Consider the following 18,387-nt stretch of genomic DNA (forward strand, 5'->3'; position numbering starts at 1 on the left):
CTTAGTATAAATCTCTAAAGTAAATTTGTTATATTCCCCTAAATTACAAAAAGTATACTTAGATAAAGGAAAGTACAGTCCTATTTTTTAGTGATAGACATGTCCGTTCTCATAGACTGCCTCACAGGTAAGCTGAACACCTAATTTTTTAAATATTTTAATGTCGACATTAGACAACATAACAGAAGTATGAGCCTGACATCCACGTAATTTAGGAAGCTGCTGTAATGCAAGTGCAGCATCCTTTCTTGAAGCAGCACTCGCAGAAAGTGCAATCAATACTTCATCTGTATGCAGACGAGGGTTCTGGCTTCTTAAGTATTCTGTCTTAAGCTTTTGAATCGGTTCGATAGACTCTGGCGAAATAATCTGGAGTTCATGGTCCAGACCAGCGAGTTCCTTGATTGCGTTAAGCAAAAGTGCAGCGGACGCACCAAGGAGAGCAGATGTCTTACCGGTTACGATTTTACCATCAGGAAGTTCAAGAGAAGCAGCAGGACCATTTGTCTCTTCGGCACGGCTCATTGCTGCTGCAACAACAGGGCGATCCTGAACTGTTACGTCTACCTGACTCATAAGAAGTTCCAGTTTTTGTATTGTCTCTTCAGAACAGGTTCCTTTTAAAATCGCGTTCTTTGCTTCATAGTAGCGACGAATAATTTCCTGACGTGATGCTTCGCGGCATGCCTCATCATCACAAATACAATTTCCAGCCATGTTGACTCCCATGTCAGTAGGAGATTTGTAAGGGCTCTTTCCATAAATTTTATGGAAAATAGTATTGAGTACAGGGAAAATCTCTACATCACGGTTGTAATTTACGGTTGTTTCCCCGTATGCTTCTAAATGGTATGGATCAATCATGTTGATATCATTTAAATCGGCAGTTGCAGCTTCATAAGCAAGATTAACAGGATGGCTTAATGGAAGATTCCAGATAGGGAATGTTTCAAATTTGGCATATCCTGCATGAATTCCTCTTTTATGCTCATGATATAACTGAGACAGACAAGTTGCCATCTTACCGCTTCCAGGACCTGGTGCAGTAATAATGACCAGAGGTCTGGTTGTTTCAATATAATCATTTTTTCCATAGCCTTCATCACTGACAATCTGTGCCACATTGGAAGGATAACCAGGGATATTGTAGTGCATATAAACTTTAATGTTGAGTTTTTCCAAACGGTTTCTAAACATCAGTGCACTTTCCTGACCGGAAAATTGAGTGATTACGACACTGCCTACGTAAAGTCCATTATCATGGAAAGAATCCATAAGACGAAGAACATCGGAATCGTAAGTGATCCCCAGATCACCACGCACTTTATTTTTTTCGATATCTTTAGCGCTGATTACAATGATGATTTCCGCCTGAGAACTTAATTGCTTCAGCATCTGAAGTTTACTGTCCGGCTGAAATCCCGGAAGAACTCTGGATGCATGATAGTCGTCAAAAAGTTTACCGCCAAATTCAAGATACAATTTATGATCAAACTGTTCAATTCTTTGACGAATATGTTCGGACTGCATTTTTAGATACTTTTCATTATCAAAACCTATTTTCATGTTGACCTCTCTTTATATTTAATGACATTGATTTTTCTTGATAGGAAGATTCCTTACATTTTATGACAAAAAGTAACAAGAAAAAATCCTACATGCTATAGTATACTATATAATTGCTGTTGTTTACAATATTTTCACTATTTTTTTATTGATTTATAAGTTTGTGGAATTTATAATGATAACAGTGGACTTTAGGAGGAACAGAATGGATAATCAAAATAATAACAATAAGCCTAGAAATAACCGGCAGGGATGGAGTGTAATCATAATTACCACCTTACTGGCTATTTTTGTTGTAATGGGGCTGTATTCATTGATGCAGGATAAGAATCCGCAGGAAATCAGCTATTATAAATTTCTGAAAATGGTAGATGATGGAAAAGTTGATAAAGTTAAGATCAGTTCATCAAGAATTTATATTACATTAAAAGATGGCGTATCAGTAAAAGAAGAACTGGACGACGACGATACTACGCAGAATTCAACGGAGTCTGCGACAACTGAGAACAGTACATTACAGGAAGCACAAGACTTGGCAGATGATCTGGCAAAGCAGCTTGGTGTTTCAGAAAGTGATATGGAGAGCACAAAAGAACCGGATTATTATACGGGGATAGTGAATGATGATTCACTGCCAGAACGTTTATATAATGCCGGGGTAGACTATGAGCAGGAAATTCCTGATACAATGTCTTCTATCATATTTGAAATGTTTGTAACAGTAATTCTTCCAATTGTATTACTTATGATATTGTTTAATTTCCTTATGAAACGCATGACCAAAGGTGGCGGTATGATGGGAATAGGAAAGAGCAATGCGAAAGTATATGTGGAGAAAGAAACCGGAGTGACATTCCAGGATGTTGCAGGTGAAGATGAAGCAAAAGAGTCTTTGCAGGAGGTAGTTGATTTCCTGCATAACCCGGGTAAATATACTGGTATCGGAGCAAAACTTCCAAAAGGAGCATTACTTGTAGGTCCTCCGGGAACAGGTAAGACTTTGCTTGCCAAGGCTGTTGCTGGAGAGGCAAAGGTTCCATTTTTCTCGTTATCGGGTTCTGCATTTGTAGAGATGTATGTTGGTGTAGGAGCATCCAGAGTACGAGATTTATTTAAACAGGCTCAGCAGATGGCACCATGTATTGTGTTTATTGATGAGATTGATGCGATTGGTAAAAGCCGTGATACAGCTATGGGCGGCGGTAATGATGAACGAGAGCAGACATTGAATCAGCTTTTGGCGGAGATGGATGGATTTGATACAAATAAAGGTCTTTTGCTTTTAGCAGCAACAAACAGACCGGAAGTGCTGGATCCGGCACTTTTAAGACCAGGACGTTTCGATAGAAGAATCATTGTTGATAAACCGGATTTGAAAGGCCGTGTGGAGATTTTAAAAGTACATTCAAAAGATGTTAAGATGGATGAGACTGTTGATTTGGAAGCAATTGCATTGGCTACATCAGGAGCGGTTGGTTCAGATCTTGCTAATATGATCAATGAGGCTGCGATCAATGCAGTTAAGCATGGACGTCAGGTTGTAAGTCAGAAAGATTTATTTGAGGCAGTTGAAGTCGTTCTGGTTGGAAAAGAGAAAAAAGACAGAATTATGAGCAACGAGGAACGCCGAATTGTTTCATATCACGAAGTCGGACATGCGTTGGTGAGTGCTCTTCAAAAAGATGCAGAGCCGGTTCAGAAAATTACAATCGTGCCTAGAACAATGGGGGCTCTTGGATATGTAATGCAAACACCGGAAGAAGAGAAATTCTTGAATACAAAGAAAGAATTAGAGGCAATGCTTGTAGGGGCATTGGCAGGTCGTGCGGCAGAGGAAATTGTTTTCGATACTGTTACAACAGGAGCATCTAATGATATAGAGCAGGCTACAAAGATTGCAAGAGCAATGATCACGCAGTATGGTATGTCTGAAAAGTTTGGCTTGATTGGTCTGGAATCCGTGCAGCACAGATATTTGGATGGTCGTGCGGTCATGAATTGTGGGGAAGCAACGGCTGCAGAGATAGATAAAGAAGTTATGGAGATGCTGAAGAAAGCTTATGATGAGGCAAAATCATTGTTGACTGAGAACAGAGAAGCTTTGGATAAAATCGCAGCATTCTTGATTGAGAAAGAAACCATCACAGGAAAAGAATTCATGAAGATTTTCCGTGAAGTGAAGGGAATCCCTGAACCAGATGAGTCACAAGAAAAGAAAGAAGACAGAATTGTGATGAAACCGACAGAAGATGCAGAAGTTGATAATACAGATGAGACAGAAGATGCAGAAGCTTAAAAAGCCAGATGTGGTGGAAGAGTAGTAAAAAGCAGGGATGAGTTTATCCCTGTTTTTTTATCTCAGTCGAGAAGACTCCCACCTCTTTCAGGTGGTGAGTAACAGCAAATTTGTCTCAGTGGGAGAGGTGAAAAAACGAATGCAGGAACAGAATTTTAATATAGAGGAAGAATTAAAGAAATTACCTGGAAAGCCTGGCGTCTATTTGATGCATGATGAAAAGGATCATATTATATATGTGGGAAAAGCCATCAGCCTGAAAAATCGTGTTCGTCAATATTTTCAAAGCAGCCGGAATAAAAGTGTGAAAATTGAACAAATGGTTACGCATATTCGTAGATTTGAATATATCGTAACGGATTCTGAATTGGAAGCGCTGGTTTTAGAGTGTAATTTGATTAAAGAACATCATCCAAAATATAATACGATGCTGATGGATGATAAGGCATATCCATTTATAAAGGTTACAACAAACGAACCCTATCCAAGAGTTATGCTGGCACGGAAGATGTTGAAAGATAAAGCAAAGTATTTTGGACCATTTACAAGCAGTCAGGCAGTAAGAGATACAATTGAATTATTGCATAAGCTATATCATATACGAAGCTGTAATAGAAGCCTTCCAAAGGATATAGGAAAAGAAAGACCTTGTTTAAATTATCATATTAAACAATGCGATGCACCTTGTCAGGGGTATATATCACAAGAAGAATACGGAAAATCAATAGCGGAAGTGTTACGCTTTTTGGGAGGAAATTATGCACCGATTCAAAAAGAGCTGGAAGAGAAAATGCTTAAGGCATCAGAAGAAATGGAATTTGAGAAAGCAATAGAATACAGAGAATTATTGAATAGTGTGAATAAAATTGCACAGAAACAAAAGATTACGGACAGCAGTTGGGAGGATAGAGATATTCTGGCTGTGGCAACGGATAAGGAAGATGCCGTTGTGCAAGTCTTTTTTATACGTGGCGGACGACTGATCGGACGAGATCACTTTTATTTAAAAATTCAGCAGGATGAATTAAAAGCAAATATTATAGATAGTTTTATCAAGCAGTATTATGCAGGAACGCCATTTATTCCAAGTGTTTTAATGGTTCAGGAAGTGCTGGAGGATAGTAGTTTACTTGAAGAGTGGCTTTCTGCAAAGCGTGGTGCTAAGGTGTCTATTCTTGTCCCTAAAAAAGGGACCAAGGAAAAAATGGTGGAACTCGCAGAAAATAATGCAAAAATGGTTCTTACGAAAGATAAGGAACGTCTTAAAAGAGAAGAAGGACGGACAATCGGTGCCGTAAAGGAAATCGAAAAATTAATTGGAGTGCAGGATATATATCGTATGGAAGCATATGATATTTCAAATACAAATGGGTTTGAATCGGTAGGCTCAATGGTTGTTTATGAACGTGGGAAACCAAAGAAGAATGATTATCGTAAGTTCAAGATTAAAGGTGTAAAAGGTGCAGATGATTATGCAAGTATGCGAGAGGTTTTGACAAGAAGATTTATGCATGGCCTGAAAGAAAAAGAAGAAAGTAAAGAGGTAGGCGGGTTCACAGTATTTCCAGATTTAATCTTAATGGATGGAGGAAGAGGACAGGTAAATATTGCGTTGGAGGTTTTAGATGCACTTCATTTGAATATCCCGGTTTGTGGAATGGTCAAAGATGATCATCATAGAACAAGAGGACTCTATTTTCAAAATGAAGAGATTACAATTGACCGTTCTTCAGAAGCATTTCGTTTGATTACGCGAATTCAAGATGAGGCACATCGATTTGCAATCGAATATCATAAACAATTGAGGGGAAAAGGACAGGTACATTCAATATTAGATGATATTGAAGGAATCGGACCTTCAAGAAGAAAGAGTTTAATGCGAGAATTTGTCAGCCTGGAGGCAATTAAAGCTGCTACAGTTGAAGAATTAGCTCGAATACCATCAATGAATGAAAAGGCAGCAGAATCTGTATACAAATTTTTTCATTAGTGTTAAAATAGATACAAAGCTAAGTTAAAAAGTCCAAAGACTACAGTAAAATGAATGAAAATAATAGCTAGAAGAGGAGAAAAGTTATGGGACATGGTGTGAAATTAAGTGAATTAGCAGAAAAAATGGAATTAAAAAATCTGACACCAACAGTTGAGTTGAAAGGAAAAGAGGTAAGTATTCCGGAGGTAAACAGACCGGCATTACAGCTATCAGGTTTCTTTGATCATTTTGATTCAGATCGTGTGCAGATTATCGGATACGTGGAATACACGTATTTGCAGACTTTAGATTATGAAAGAAAGATAAAAATATACGATGAATTGGTGACATATAAAGTTCCTTGTATTGTATATAGCAGAAATCTGGAGCCGGATAAGGAACTTATCGAGAAAGCAGCGAAACAGGATATTCCGATTTTTCAGACAGAAAAACAGACATCTGGATTTATGGCAGAATTGATTCGTTGGATGAACGTAAAACTTGCGCCATGTATTTCTATTCATGGAGTATTAGTGGATGTTTATGGTGTTGGTGTTTTGATTATGGGTGAGAGTGGCATAGGAAAAAGTGAGGCCGCTTTGGAACTGATCAAACGTGGACATCGTCTTGTGACAGATGATGTGGTGGAGATTCGTAAAGTAAGTGATGAGACACTTGTAGGTTCAGCACCGGATATTACAAGACATTTTATCGAGCTTCGAGGTATTGGTATCGTGGATGTAAAATCTATGTTTGGTGTTCAAAGTGTACGTGAAACGCAGAATATTGATTTGGTTATTACTTTGGAAGACTGGAGCAGAGAAAAAGAATATGATCGTTTAGGACTTGAAGAAAGTTATACAGAATTTCTTGGAAATAAAGTGGTATGCCATAATATTCCAATCCGTCCGGGACGTAATCTTGCCATTATAGTAGAATCAGCAGCTGTCAACCATAGACAAAAACAGATGGGATATAACGCAGCTCAGGAATTATATAAGAGAGTACAGGAGAATCTTGCAAAGAACAGATAATATTAAATGAGATATAAAAGAAATCCGACAAGGGAAATATACCTTTGCCGGATTTCTTTTTGTAATATTTTTAGAATCAAGTCTTGCGGAGCGTTTATCTCAGTCGGAGATTGGACTCCCACTGAGATAAATTACTGACCTGAACTATCAGTTCCTGAACTATCAGTTCCTGAACTATCACCGCCAGAGGTTGTACCTCCGCTAGAATCACTACCAGGAGTGGTAGTTGTAGTATTACTATTACTATTGGAAGAATCACTACCTGAATTAGTGCCGGATGATGTATTATTGTCTGATGAACTGTCATTATCATAGTTTTTCTCATCCGAGTCCTCTGTTTTCTTTGTCTTATTCGAATCAGCTGGTTTTGATGTTACGTGACCGGCACAGCTCTGAGTCGGACCGGTTCCTTCTGCAAAATATTCAGTGAATGACGGACAACTTGAAGTTGCCAAATATCCTGTCTGTGTACAAATCGTTTTCTGTTGAACAGAAGATGGCATTGTAAAATCCTTAGAAGGAAGTCCTGCATGAATTCTTGTCATAATGTTCTTCCAAATTACTTCATGCCAATACTGATTATAAATATTTTCCATTGGTTTGTTACAGTCGTATCCACCCCATACAGAAGCGGTGTAATAAGGAGTATAAGCAGCAAGCCATAAGTCATTACTTTTTTCCGTTGTACCTGTCTTTCCTGCAGCTGGCATACCATCCAGACGAGCAGCAGTACCGGTACCTTTATTGATTACATCCTGCATTGCACTTGTCAGTAAAGCAGCAGTAGAATCCTTGATTACCTGATGTGAATCAGGAGTGCTATTATCCAGCAGAACATTTCCATCATGATCGACAACCTTTGTATATAAAATTGGTTTGATATAAGTTCCATTGTTTGCAATTGTTGCATATGCAGCTGTTAACTCAATGTTATATACACCACGTGTAATACCACCTAAAGCTGTAGAAGGCAGAACATCCGTCATTCCAGGGAAGTTATCGTTGTCATAATTTACCAGAGTAGAAAATCCAAAGTTAATCAAATAATCATAAGCTGTCTGTGGACCGATGTCTGTAATTGTATTTAATGCGGCAACGTTGATCGAGTGTTCGATAGAGTAGCGCATTGTAGAAGTTCCCGGATATACTTTGTCCCAGTTTTCAGCTTTCGAGCCGTCTGAATACACATAAGGACCAGCATTCTTAAGTGGAGAAGCCAGTGTATATTTGGCTGAATCCAATGCCGGAGCATATGTGGATAATACTTTAAAACATGAACCAGGCTGTCTGGTTGAATCGGTTGCACGATTCAATGAAAGGCTGGATGTTTTTTGACCTCGGCCGCCGACTATTGCTTTTACTTTTCCGGTAGATTGCTCCATAACTACGACAGAAACCTGTGGCTGTGGAGTGATATCAACACTTTCATCAACAGTTTCGCCTTCAGCAATGTTCAATGTTGATTTGTATTCATTGATAGCAGTATAAGCTTCATCCGGTGAAGAATAAATAAGTGGATATTCACGTCCCCACGCATTTCGAATATAATCAGCAAGCATCTCTTTACTATAGTTTTCAACAGAGCCGTCAGCACGATAAATTGTCATTGCGTATTCCAGACCATATTCAGTTCCAACAGGATAAACAGCATCATTGGCAACTTCTTCATCACAAATCTGCTGGATTGCAGGATCCTGAGTAGAAGTAATTGTAAGACCACCACTGTAAAGAGCGTTGTAAGCCTGTGTCTCTGTGTAAGCTTTTCGTTCCATCAAGTCTTTGATAATCTGTTGAGACAAATCATCATTGAAATAAGAATAAGGTGTTGTATCAGTTATAGAAGCATTAGGCAAAATGCGTTCGTAAACCGGATCGGCTTTTGCTTCGTCATATTCAGCCTGAGTGATATATCCTTGTTCTAACATATTCTTCAAAACTTTGTTGCGACGTTTCGAATTATTATCAGGATATACAACCGGATCAAACTCGGTTGGGTTCTGAGTGATACCGGCAATAACAGCACATTCAGAAAGTGTCAGCTGTGAAACATCTTTTCCAAAATAACGCATCGAAGCAGCCTGAACACCAAGACAACCTTGTCCAAGATTGATCGTATTCATATACGCTTCCAAAATTTCATCCTTTGACATTTGCTTTTCGATGGCAATTGCAAGGTATTGCTCCTGTATCTTTCGCTCTAAACGATCATAAAATGTTTTTTCATCTATGAAGTTTGGAAATACATTGTTTTTGATCAACTGCTGTGTAAGTGTACTGGCACCTTCCGAAAAGTCTCCGGATGTGATACCGACAACTGCTGCACGTGCGATACCACGTAAGTCAATACCATTATGCTGATAAAAACGCTCGTCCTCAATTGCTACAAAAGCATGTGCGAGATTAACCGGAATTTCATCGATATTTTTATAAATTCGGTTAGAACCAGACTGTTTGAATTCTTCCAAAACAGAACCATCTGATTCGGCAACAACAGTGGTTACAAAAGCGCTTGGCTTTACATCTGCAGGAGTTACTGTTGGAGTGTTATCGATAATCTTCTTGGTAAATATGCCGACGCCTGCAACACCAATTACTGCGAGAAGAAGAATACAGATAAGGAGAGCTTTAAAAAAACGTACCCAAACCCGCTTTCTCTTCATCTTTTTTTTCGAGGAGATCGACTTTTTCCTCCGTGTAAGATTGTTTTTTCCGTAATTCATGAATAATTTCCTCCTTTATTCATTAGTTTCTATTATATCAAAATTAGTATTCTAAATAAAGTAGAAAATGAAAAGTTTATATATAGATAAAAATTTTTAATAAATTCTTGTAGTTTTCTTCTGCTTTAGTATAATGGAAACCATGAGAAATGGTAAAAAAGGAGCAATTATAGGTAAATGAATATAAAAATAGTCTATCAGGGGAACAGTGCCGAAATCGTTGAAAAGAAATCAAGATTTATTGCAGATATATTTTCAGTTTCTTCAGAGGAAGAAGCACTTCAAATTTTAGAAAAAGTTAAGAAGAAATATTGGGATGCGAGACATCATTGTTGGGCATATGCAATCGGAGACGAACAAGTTCAGGAGCGTTGCAGCGATGATGGGGAGCCTAGTGGCACAGCAGGAAAACCTATTCTGGAAGTGATACGAGGAAATGAAATTCATAATGTTCTAATTGTTGTGACACGTTATTTTGGAGGAACATTGCTTGGAACAGGCGGTCTGGTACGCGCATATACACAGGCAGCGCAGGAAGGAATTGCAGCCAGTACGATTGTTACAAAAACACAAGGCTATAAAGTAAAAATCCAGACGGATTATACTACTCTTGGAAAAATCCAATATTTATTGGGACAAAAAGGAGTTCAGATTATAGACTCGGTATATCAAGATAATGTAGAGATTTTTGTTTACATATCAAAAGAGGAGGAAACTGTACTTCAACGTGATATTACGGAAGTGACAAATGGACAAACTGTAGTCGAGAGAATAGAAGAGTGCAGTTTTGCTAATGTGGAGGGACAAATGATCCAGTTTGATAATTGATAAATAAAAAAGCGTTATAACGAAACAGAGCAGGAACAAATTAGTTTAAACAATTGTTCCTGCTCTGAACTTATTTATGTAAGTTTAAAACTTACGAATTTAAAAATTAATTAAATTCTGGCTCAATCAAACCGAAAGAACCATCTTTTCTTTTATATACAACATTAACTTCATCTGTTTCTGCATTAGAAAATACGAAGAAGTTATGTCCGAGAAGATCCATCTGGATGCAAGCATCTTCGGGATACATTGGTTTAATTCCAAAACGTTTTGTACGTACAATCTTAACTTCGTCTGTTTCAGAAGAATCGTCATCGGATTCAAAAAATTCTTTTTTGAAATTATTGCCTGATGAAGAAGCAGTAGGATGACCCTGGCTTCTTGCTACCAGTTTGTTTTTGTATTTTCGAAGCTGGCGTTCAATCACTTCTTCTACAAGGTCGATGGATACGTACATATCGCTACTTGTCTGTTCTGAACGAATAATATTTCCCTTTACAGGAATCGTTACTTCAATCTTCTGGCGATCTTTTTCTACGCTGAGTGTTACAATGATTTCGGTTTCAGGAGTGAAATACCTCTCAAGTTTTCCTAATTTTTGTTCGACTGTGTCTTTTAATCCAGGTGTTACCTCGATGTTCTTTCCGCTGATAATAAATTTCATGCCAATCAACTCCTTTTGTTCATATTATACAGAAAAATAATGAAATCATCTGTATTTATATAGGGATTATAACATATGACTGGATGATTGTACAGAGGAATTGTCTGAAAAAAGAGTGAAAAAATTAAAAAACTCAAAAAAATAAAAGCGGACAGAATAGTTACCGTCCGCTTTAAAATATTATTTTATATTACTTCTTTTACGCATTCTTGCATCAAGAATCTTCTTGCGGATACGAAGTGAGCTTGGTGTTACTTCCAGAAGCTCATCTGTATCGATGAAGTCCAATGCTTCTTCAAGACTTAAAATACGAGGAGGCGTCAGTCGAAGTGCTTCATCTGCACTTGATGAACGAGTGTTTGTAAGATGTTTGGTCTTACATACATTTAATTCGATATCATCAGTCTTACCATTTTGTCCGATAACCATACCAGAATATACTTTTTCTCCGGCACCGATAAATAATGTTCCGCGTTCCTGAGCACTATAGAGACCATAAGTTACAGATTCACCTGTCTCAAAAGCGATGAGGGAACCCTGTTTTCTATACTGAATATCGCCCTTATATGGAGCATAACCTTCGAAACTTGTATTTAAGATACCATTTCCCTTTGTATCTGTCATAAATTCTCCACGATATCCAATCAGTCCACGAGCTGGGATAGAGAACTCAAGACGAGTATATCCTCCATTGGACATTCCCATACTGCGGAGTTCACCTTTTCTCTGGCTTAATTTATCAATAACTGTTCCGGTAAACTCATCCGGCACATCAACGTAAGCAAGCTCCATAGGCTCGAGTTTCTTTCCGTTTTCATCTGTTTTATATAATACCTCTGCTTTGCTGACTGCAAATTCATAACCTTCACGGCGCATGTTTTCGATTAAAACAGATAAATGTAATTCTCCACGTCCAGAAACCTTAAAACTGTCGGCATTTTCTGTTTCTTCTACACGAAGACTTACATCTGTGTTTAATTCGCGAAGTAAACGATCACGGAGGTGACGGGAAGTTACAAATTTACCTTCCTGTCCTGCAAAAGGGCTGTCGTTTACGATAAACTGCATAGAAATTGTAGGCTCAGAAATCTTCTGGAATGGGATAGCAACCGGGTTATCAGGAGAACAAATTGTATCACCAATAGAAATATCTGAAATTCCGGAAATAGCAACGATGGAACCAATAGTAGCTTCTTTTACTTCTACTTTATTCAATCCATCAAATTCATATAATTTGCTGATTTTAACCTTCTGCTGTTTATCCGGATCATGATGGTTTACAACAACAACATCCTGATTTACAGAAATTGTTCCATTATCTACCTTACCGACTCCGATACGACCTACATATTCATTATAATCAATAGTACTGATCAAAACCTGAGTTGAAGCCTCTGGATCTCCCTCAGGAGCAGGAATATAATCAATGATTGTTTCAAATAAAGGCTGCATATCTTTTTCTTCGTCAGAAAGATCAAGCACAGCAATACCTGCTTTTGCAGATGCATAAACAAATGGACAATCTAACTGCTCCTCAGATGCATCCAAATCCATAAAAAGTTCCAGAACCTCATCAATAACTTCATCAGGTCTGGCTTCAGGTCTATCAATCTTATTGATACATACGATAACCGGAAGATTTAATTCCAATGCTTTACGCAGTACAAATTTTGTCTGTGGCATTGCACCTTCAAATGCGTCTACAACAAGAATAACACCATTTACCATTTTTAATACACGTTCTACTTCACCACCGAAATCAGCATGTCCCGGTGTATCAATGATATTGATTTTTGTTCCTTTATAATATACAGCAGTATTTTTAGACAGGATTGTAATTCCACGTTCACGCTCAATATCATTAGAGTCCATGACACGTTCAGCAACTTCCTGATTCTCGCGGAATACACCGCTTTGTTTTAAAAGCTCATCGACCAGAGTTGTCTTGCCGTGGTCTACGTGAGCGATAATTGCAATATTTCTAACATCTTCTCGTTTTGTTTTCATAGCTTCACACACTTTCCTAAATACATCATGATAAAGTTACAACTTTTTTATTCTATCACAAAATTTCAAATTTACAATACCTATATATGTAAAAAATATGTCTGCGAAAAAAGTCGTTTTCGGCTGTCGAGCGATTTTGGGATAAATTTGTTCTAAAAAAGGTGTTAAAGAACATAGATTTAGTAATGACTTAAAAATACCGCGAAGAGGAAGGGAGAATTACAAATTATGTCAGATAAGATTATTGAAAATAATCAGGTAACAATTATGGGAGAGGTTGCTTCACCTCTTACATATAGCCATGAGGTGTTTGGAGAAGGATTTTATGTAATGGATGTTATGGTGAAGCGATTGAGCAATTCGGAAGATCGGATTCCGCTCACAATATCGGAACGTTTGATTGATGTAAATCAGGACTATACCGGGGAATTTATTAAAGTATCCGGGCAGTTCCGTTCGTATAACCGGCATGAAGAACAAAAAAATCGATTGGTATTGTCTGTGTTTGTCCGTGAACTGGAATTTGTAGATGAAGAATTGGATGGAGCGAAGACAAATCATATCCTATTAGAAGGATACATTTGTAAAAAACCAATTTACAGAAAAACTCCGTTGGGAAGAGAAATTGCAGATTTGCTTCTGGCTGTAAACAGACCTTATGGAAAATCAGATTATATTCCTTGTATATGCTGGGGAAGAAATGCAAGATATGCTTCGGGATTTGAGGTTGGAGAACACGTACAATTGCTTGGAAGAATTCAAAGCAGAAATTATGTGAAAAAATTATCCGAGGCAGAAACTGAAACAAGAACAGCATATGAAGTTTCCGTAAGCAAATTAGAATGTATAGAATAAGAAACAAAAAGTAAGCTGATATTGTATAATATAAATTGGTCAGTAATCTGTTTTAGGTAAAAGGGATCGTTAAAAGGATATCATTTCTTGAGGAATTGCTTCAAATATGATATCCTTTTTGTTAGTAGTGATTAAATACATAAAAAGCTATCAGCCATACTTAGTGACAGAATATGGGTTAAAAAGACTAGAACGCAGTGAAATACAGGAGGATAGAAACATGATAAGAGTTTTGATGAGTGGATGCAATGGAAAGATGGGACAGATGATAACTGGTCTTGTAAAAGAGGATGAGCAGGTTGAAATCGTGGCAGGAATAGATACTTATACTGGAATTTCGAATACATATCCGGTATTCAAAAGTTTTACAGATTGTGATGTAGAAGTTGATGTGGTGATTGATTTTTCGAATGCTGCAGCATTGGAAGGATTGTTGGCTTATTGTATAAGTAAGCAAGTGCCGGCGGTAATTTGTTCAACGGGTTATTCAGAGGAACAGCTGCAGAAAATTAAAGAAGCTTCTGAAAAAGTTGCAATTTTAAAATCTGCGAATATGTCTATGGGAATCAATCTTTTGTTAAAGCTTTTGAAGGATGCCGCTAAGGTGCTGGCACCGGCAGGATATGATATTGAATTAGTAGAAAAGCATCACAATCAAAAACTGGATGCGCCAAGTGGAACAGCACTTGCACTTGCAGACTCTATTAATGATGCATTGAATAATGAATACAACTATGTTTATGACAGAAGCCAGGTGCGTCAGAAACGCGACTCAAAAGAAATTGGTATTTCAGCAGTTCGTGCCGGAACAATTGTCGGAGAGCATGAAGTGATTTTTGCCGGAACAGATGAAGTGATTGAGTTTAAACACACAGCATATTCCAGAAGTGTATTTGGAAAAGGGGCTGTTGAAGCTGCAAAATATCTGGCAGGCAAACCGGCTGGAATGTACGATATGAGTGACGTAATTGCATTTTAATAGAATAAAAAATAAAAAACAGGTTCTTGAGGTTAGATGAACTCAGGGGAAAAGGAATCGTTTATGAGAAATTTGGAAGAAAGGTATCTGGATCGTTTGTCTGATCTATATCCAACGATAGCAGCAGCATCTACAGAGATTATCAATTTACAGGCAATTTTGAATTTGCCAAAGGGTACAGAACATTTTATTACAGATGTTCATGGAGAGTATGAGGCGTTTTCTCACGTACTAAAGAATGGCTCGGGATCTGTGAGGAGAAAAATTAATGATGTTTTTGGAAATACATTGAGCAGCAGGGACAAGCAATCTCTCGCAACATTGATTTATTATCCGAAAGATAAGATAGTTCAAGTAAAGAAGACAGAATCAAATATGGAGGATTGGTACAAGATTAATCTGTATCGTTTGATTGAAGTGAGTAAGAGGGCAGCAAGCAAATATACTCGTTCCAAAGTAAGGAAAGCACTGCCAAAAGATTTTGCTTATGTTATAGAAGAATTGATTACAGAACGTTCAGAAATAAATGATAAAGAATCTTATTATAATGAGATTATAATGACGATCATTCGAATTGGACGGGCGGAAGAATTTATTATTGCGATTTCATCATTGATCCAGCGCCTGGTTGTAGATCATTTGCATATTGTAGGAGATATTTATGACAGAGGACCGGGACCACATATTATTATGGATAAGCTGATGAGTTATCATTCCCTGGATATTCAGTGGGGCAACCATGATGTTGTATGGATGGGAGCTGCGGCAGGACAATTAGCATGTATTGCGAATGTAATCCGAATTTGTGCACGTTATGGCAATTTGGATATTCTTGAAGATGGATATGGAATTAATCTCCTTCCATTAGCGACATTTGCACTTCAGGTATATGGAGATGATCCGTGTGATTGCTTTAAGCTGAAAGGTTCGGACAATCCAAATAGGGCAGAGATGGAGCTGAATATGAGAATGCATAAAGCAATTTCAATTATTCAGTTTAAAATTGAAGGACAGACAATCAGACGTCAGCCGGGATTTGGGTTGGAAGAGCGCGCCCTTTTACATCGGATTGATTATGAAAAAGGGACTATTACGTTAGATGGAAAAGAGTATAAATTGCTGGATACAAACTTCCCAACGATCGATCCAAAGAACCCATATCAGTTATCTGCAGACGAGGAAGATGTAATGGAACGATTGGAACGTGCGTTTACCGGATGTGAAAAACTGCAGGAACATATGCATTTTCTACTTTCGAAAGGAAGTTTGTATAAGGTCTACAACAATAACTTGTTGTATCATGGGTGTGTACCATTAAATGAAGATGGAACTTTGAAAGAAGTAACATTGTTCAGTAAAAAATTCAAAGGCAAGTCTTTGTATGATGCATTAGAGCGTTATGTAAGAAAAGGATTTTTCGCAGTTAACAAAGAGGATTTGGAAAACGGAAAAGATATCATGTGGTATATCTGGCTGAATCCGAATTCACCATTGTTTGGAAAGGATAAAATGGCAACCTTCGAACGATATTTTCTTGCGGAGAAAGAAACTCATATAGAGGTGAAAAATCCATACTATCAATATATAGAAAATGAAAAAGTAATTGCATCTATTATGAAAGAGTTTGGGTTGGATTTTGAATCAGATGATACGCATATTATTAATGGACATGTTCCGGTTAAAAGAAAAAACGGGGAAAGCCCTGTGAAATGTAATGGTAAAGTCATGGTAATTGATGGTGGATTCTCAAAAGCTTATCAACGAGAAACAGGAATTGCCGGATATACATTAATCTACAATTCTTATGGATTGTTGCTTGTTGCGCACGAACCATTTGAATCAACAGAATCTGCGATTGAAAAAGAAAGTGATATTCATTCAGAAAGTATGGTGATCCGCCGTGTTGTACAAAGAAGTCTTGTTGAAAATACCGATGTCGGAAAAGAATTAAAAGAACAGATAGCAGATTTGGAAGTACTGTTGGCGGCTTATCGCAGTGGTGAATTGAAAGAAAAACTATAAAGTTGTATATCTATAGAAATTTTTCTTTTGGAAGATTTTTCCAAACATAAAAACGATAAAAAAGTACATAGTAAGTGTACAAGATTTTTTATGGAAAGGAAGAATCAAAATGAAGAAAATGAAAACGGCGATATTATTAGTTGTCAGTGTATTGTTGATGGGAAGTATGACTGCATGTGGAACAACAAACACCGGAATGAATGCTGCGGATCAGGGAAATAATAATACTACGGATCAAGGAGCTGATACAAAGGCTGATAAGGATGGAGATGGTATTATCGATGATGCAGTAAATGATGTGACCGAGGGAATTGATGATGCAGTAGATGATATGACTGATAATGAAGCAACGGATAAGGGTACAGTACGATAGAAAAAGTCGTTTGTAAATGCGTTAAAAGTAATAACATGTAACATAGAGGGAGAGAAACTGATATTTGGTTTTCTCTTCCTTTTTTGACTTTACTATGATAAAATGGTGAAGTGATTGAGGCACAAAATGATGTGAAATAGTATTTAAAAGGCAGAAAGGCGGATTATACCATGAAATTCAGACCTTGTATTGATATACATAACGGAAAAGTAAAACAGATTGTTGGCGGTTCACTTTGCGATAAAGGGGATACAGCAAAAACAAATTTCTCTTCAGAGTTGGATGCTGCATATTACGCAAAGATGTATCAGAAAGACGGATTGTCAGGAGGACATATTATTTTACTGAATCCTCCGACTTCAGAATATTATAAAGAGACAAAAAAGCAAGCACTATCAGCATTACAGGCATATCCGAAAGGCATGCAGATCGGTGGCGGGATAACAGCGGAAAATGCACAGGAATATTTGCAGGCAGGTGCAAGTCATGTGATTGTAACTTCTTATGTATTTCAAGATGGGAAATTTCATCAAGATAATTTACAGAAGTTATTGCAGGAAGCAGGAAAAGAAAAGTTAGTATTGGATTTGAGCTGTCGCAAAAAAAACAATGATTATTATGTTGTGACAAATCGTTGGCAGACATTTACGAAAGTGAAATTGAATGAAAAAACACTAGATGAATTGGCAGAATATTGTGATGAATTTCTAATCCATGGTGTGGATGTAGAGGGAAAATCATCAGGAGTGGAGCTGGAACTCGTCGAAATGCTCGGAAAGTGGAATGGTACAAAGATTACATATGCCGGGGGTATTGGAAGTATAGATGATTTGAAGAAATTTGAAGAAGCCTGTGGCGGAAAATTGGATTATACGATAGGAAGTGCATTGGATTTATTTGGCGGATTAATATCATATCGCGAAATTGTTAAAAGCAGTATACAAAACTGTACGCAGGGTTGTTTCATGAAGGATTTTTAAAAACATAAAAAGATCAGATTTTATCGGGGGTTATGCATGTTATACAAAACATGTGTAACTCTTGATTTTTTGTGCCTGTAGAGGTATAATA

13 protein-coding genes are annotated in these 18,387 nt (G+C 37.5%); 9 read left to right on the forward strand and 4 right to left on the reverse strand.

Annotation, left to right across the window (positions count from 1 at the left end; genetic code table 11):
* Positions 1 to 87 precede the first annotated feature (87 nt).
* Positions 88 to 1,566 carry a DUF1846 domain-containing protein gene (locus LQE94_RS15545; protein WP_022075589.1) on the reverse strand — a complete coding sequence of 493 codons (1,479 nt, stop codon included), beginning with the start codon at positions 1,564 to 1,566 and terminating at the stop codon, positions 88 to 90.
* Between the two features lie 205 nt (positions 1,567 to 1,771).
* Between LQE94_RS15545 and ftsH the strand changes: the two genes are divergently transcribed.
* From ftsH to hprK, 3 genes are all read left to right on the forward strand, one after another.
* Positions 1,772 to 3,862 (forward strand): ATP-dependent zinc metalloprotease FtsH, encoded by a 2,091-nt coding sequence (gene ftsH, locus LQE94_RS15550; RefSeq protein ID WP_022075588.1) that lies wholly within the window; start codon positions 1,772 to 1,774, stop codon positions 3,860 to 3,862.
* 139 nt (positions 3,863 to 4,001) lie between these two features.
* Positions 4,002 to 5,852, forward strand: coding sequence for an excinuclease ABC subunit UvrC (uvrC, locus tag LQE94_RS15555; protein WP_022075587.1), 1,851 nt, complete (start codon positions 4,002 to 4,004; stop codon positions 5,850 to 5,852).
* An 86-nt stretch (positions 5,853 to 5,938) separates the two neighbouring features.
* Positions 5,939 to 6,868, forward strand: coding sequence for an HPr(Ser) kinase/phosphatase (hprK, locus tag LQE94_RS15560; RefSeq protein ID WP_118737370.1), 930 nt, complete (start codon positions 5,939 to 5,941; stop codon positions 6,866 to 6,868).
* A 131-nt stretch (positions 6,869 to 6,999) separates the two neighbouring features.
* On the opposite strand, the gene LQE94_RS15565 is transcribed toward hprK, so the two are convergent.
* Positions 7,000 to 9,588 carry a transglycosylase domain-containing protein gene (locus tag LQE94_RS15565; RefSeq protein ID WP_240578128.1) on the reverse strand — a complete coding sequence of 863 codons (2,589 nt, stop codon included), beginning with the start codon at positions 9,586 to 9,588 and terminating at the stop codon, positions 7,000 to 7,002.
* 177 nt (positions 9,589 to 9,765) lie between these two features.
* On the opposite strand from LQE94_RS15565, the gene LQE94_RS15570 reads away from it, so the two are divergent.
* The gene (locus LQE94_RS15570; protein WP_240578129.1) at positions 9,766 to 10,416 is read left to right on the forward strand and encodes a YigZ family protein; all 651 of its coding nucleotides are present in this window, start codon (positions 9,766 to 9,768) and stop codon (positions 10,414 to 10,416) included.
* A gap of 106 nt (positions 10,417 to 10,522) precedes the next feature.
* Here the strand turns inward: LQE94_RS15570 and hpf are convergent, their stop codons facing one another.
* Positions 10,523 to 11,080 carry a ribosome hibernation-promoting factor, HPF/YfiA family gene (gene hpf, locus LQE94_RS15575; RefSeq protein ID WP_240578130.1) on the reverse strand — a complete coding sequence of 186 codons (558 nt, stop codon included), beginning with the start codon at positions 11,078 to 11,080 and terminating at the stop codon, positions 10,523 to 10,525.
* Between the two features lie 180 nt (positions 11,081 to 11,260).
* On the reverse strand, positions 11,261 to 13,087 hold the full coding sequence (gene typA, locus LQE94_RS15580) for a translational GTPase TypA (protein WP_022075581.1): 1,827 nt from the start codon (positions 13,085 to 13,087) through the stop codon (positions 11,261 to 11,263).
* 228 nt (positions 13,088 to 13,315) lie between these two features.
* Here typA and LQE94_RS15585 point away from each other — a divergent pair, with 228 nt between their 5' ends.
* The 5 genes from LQE94_RS15585 (at position 13,316) to hisA (ending at position 18,296) form a co-directional block, all read left to right on the forward strand.
* Positions 13,316 to 13,942, forward strand: coding sequence for a single-stranded DNA-binding protein (locus tag LQE94_RS15585; RefSeq protein ID WP_022075580.1), 627 nt, complete (start codon positions 13,316 to 13,318; stop codon positions 13,940 to 13,942).
* 220 nt (positions 13,943 to 14,162) lie between these two features.
* Positions 14,163 to 14,921, forward strand: coding sequence for a 4-hydroxy-tetrahydrodipicolinate reductase (gene dapB / locus LQE94_RS15590; RefSeq protein WP_240578131.1), 759 nt, complete (start codon positions 14,163 to 14,165; stop codon positions 14,919 to 14,921).
* Positions 14,922 to 14,984: 63 nt separating this feature from the next.
* Positions 14,985 to 16,943: a fructose-1,6-bisphosphatase gene (locus tag LQE94_RS15595; protein ID WP_240578132.1), complete on the forward strand. Its 1,959-nt coding sequence runs from the start codon at positions 14,985 to 14,987 to the stop codon at positions 16,941 to 16,943.
* Between the two features lie 109 nt (positions 16,944 to 17,052).
* A complete protein-coding gene (locus tag LQE94_RS15600; RefSeq protein ID WP_240578133.1) occupies positions 17,053 to 17,316 on the forward strand; it encodes a hypothetical protein in 264 nt (87 codons plus the stop codon).
* 170 nt (positions 17,317 to 17,486) lie between these two features.
* Positions 17,487 to 18,296 (forward strand): phosphoribosylformimino-5-aminoimidazole carboxamide ribotide isomerase, encoded by an 810-nt coding sequence (hisA, locus tag LQE94_RS15605; protein WP_240578134.1) that lies wholly within the window; start codon positions 17,487 to 17,489, stop codon positions 18,294 to 18,296.
* Positions 18,297 to 18,387: the final 91 nt, after the last annotated feature.

The organism is Mediterraneibacter sp. NSJ-151 (genome assembly GCF_022487435.1).
In the GTDB taxonomy this organism is placed as follows: domain Bacteria; phylum Bacillota; class Clostridia; order Lachnospirales; family Lachnospiraceae; genus Schaedlerella; species Schaedlerella hominis.

Excerpts from the sequence above, each read along its gene's own strand:
- LQE94_RS15595 (WP_240578132.1), top strand. The coding sequence starts at position 14,985 with ATGAGAAATTTGGAAGAAAGGTATCTGGATCGTTTGTCTGATCTATAT.
- LQE94_RS15570 (WP_240578129.1), top strand. The coding sequence starts at position 9,766 with ATGAATATAAAAATAGTCTATCAGGGGAACAGTGCCGAAATCGTTGAA.
- LQE94_RS15585 (WP_022075580.1), top strand. The coding sequence starts at position 13,316 with ATGTCAGATAAGATTATTGAAAATAATCAGGTAACAATTATGGGAGAG.
- hisA (WP_240578134.1), top strand. The coding sequence starts at position 17,487 with ATGAAATTCAGACCTTGTATTGATATACATAACGGAAAAGTAAAACAG.
- typA (WP_022075581.1), bottom strand. The coding sequence starts at position 13,087 with ATGAAAACAAAACGAGAAGATGTTAGAAATATTGCAATTATCGCTCAC.
- LQE94_RS15600 (WP_240578133.1), top strand. The coding sequence starts at position 17,053 with ATGAAGAAAATGAAAACGGCGATATTATTAGTTGTCAGTGTATTGTTG.
- LQE94_RS15565 (WP_240578128.1), bottom strand. The coding sequence starts at position 9,588 with ATGAATTACGGAAAAAACAATCTTACACGGAGGAAAAAGTCGATCTCC.
- dapB (WP_240578131.1), top strand. The coding sequence starts at position 14,163 with ATGATAAGAGTTTTGATGAGTGGATGCAATGGAAAGATGGGACAGATG.
- hpf (WP_240578130.1), bottom strand. The coding sequence starts at position 11,080 with ATGAAATTTATTATCAGCGGAAAGAACATCGAGGTAACACCTGGATTA.
- ftsH (WP_022075588.1), top strand. The coding sequence starts at position 1,772 with ATGGATAATCAAAATAATAACAATAAGCCTAGAAATAACCGGCAGGGA.
- LQE94_RS15545 (WP_022075589.1), bottom strand. The coding sequence starts at position 1,566 with ATGAAAATAGGTTTTGATAATGAAAAGTATCTAAAAATGCAGTCCGAA.
- uvrC (WP_022075587.1), top strand. The coding sequence starts at position 4,002 with ATGCAGGAACAGAATTTTAATATAGAGGAAGAATTAAAGAAATTACCT.
- hprK (WP_118737370.1), top strand. The coding sequence starts at position 5,939 with ATGGGACATGGTGTGAAATTAAGTGAATTAGCAGAAAAAATGGAATTA.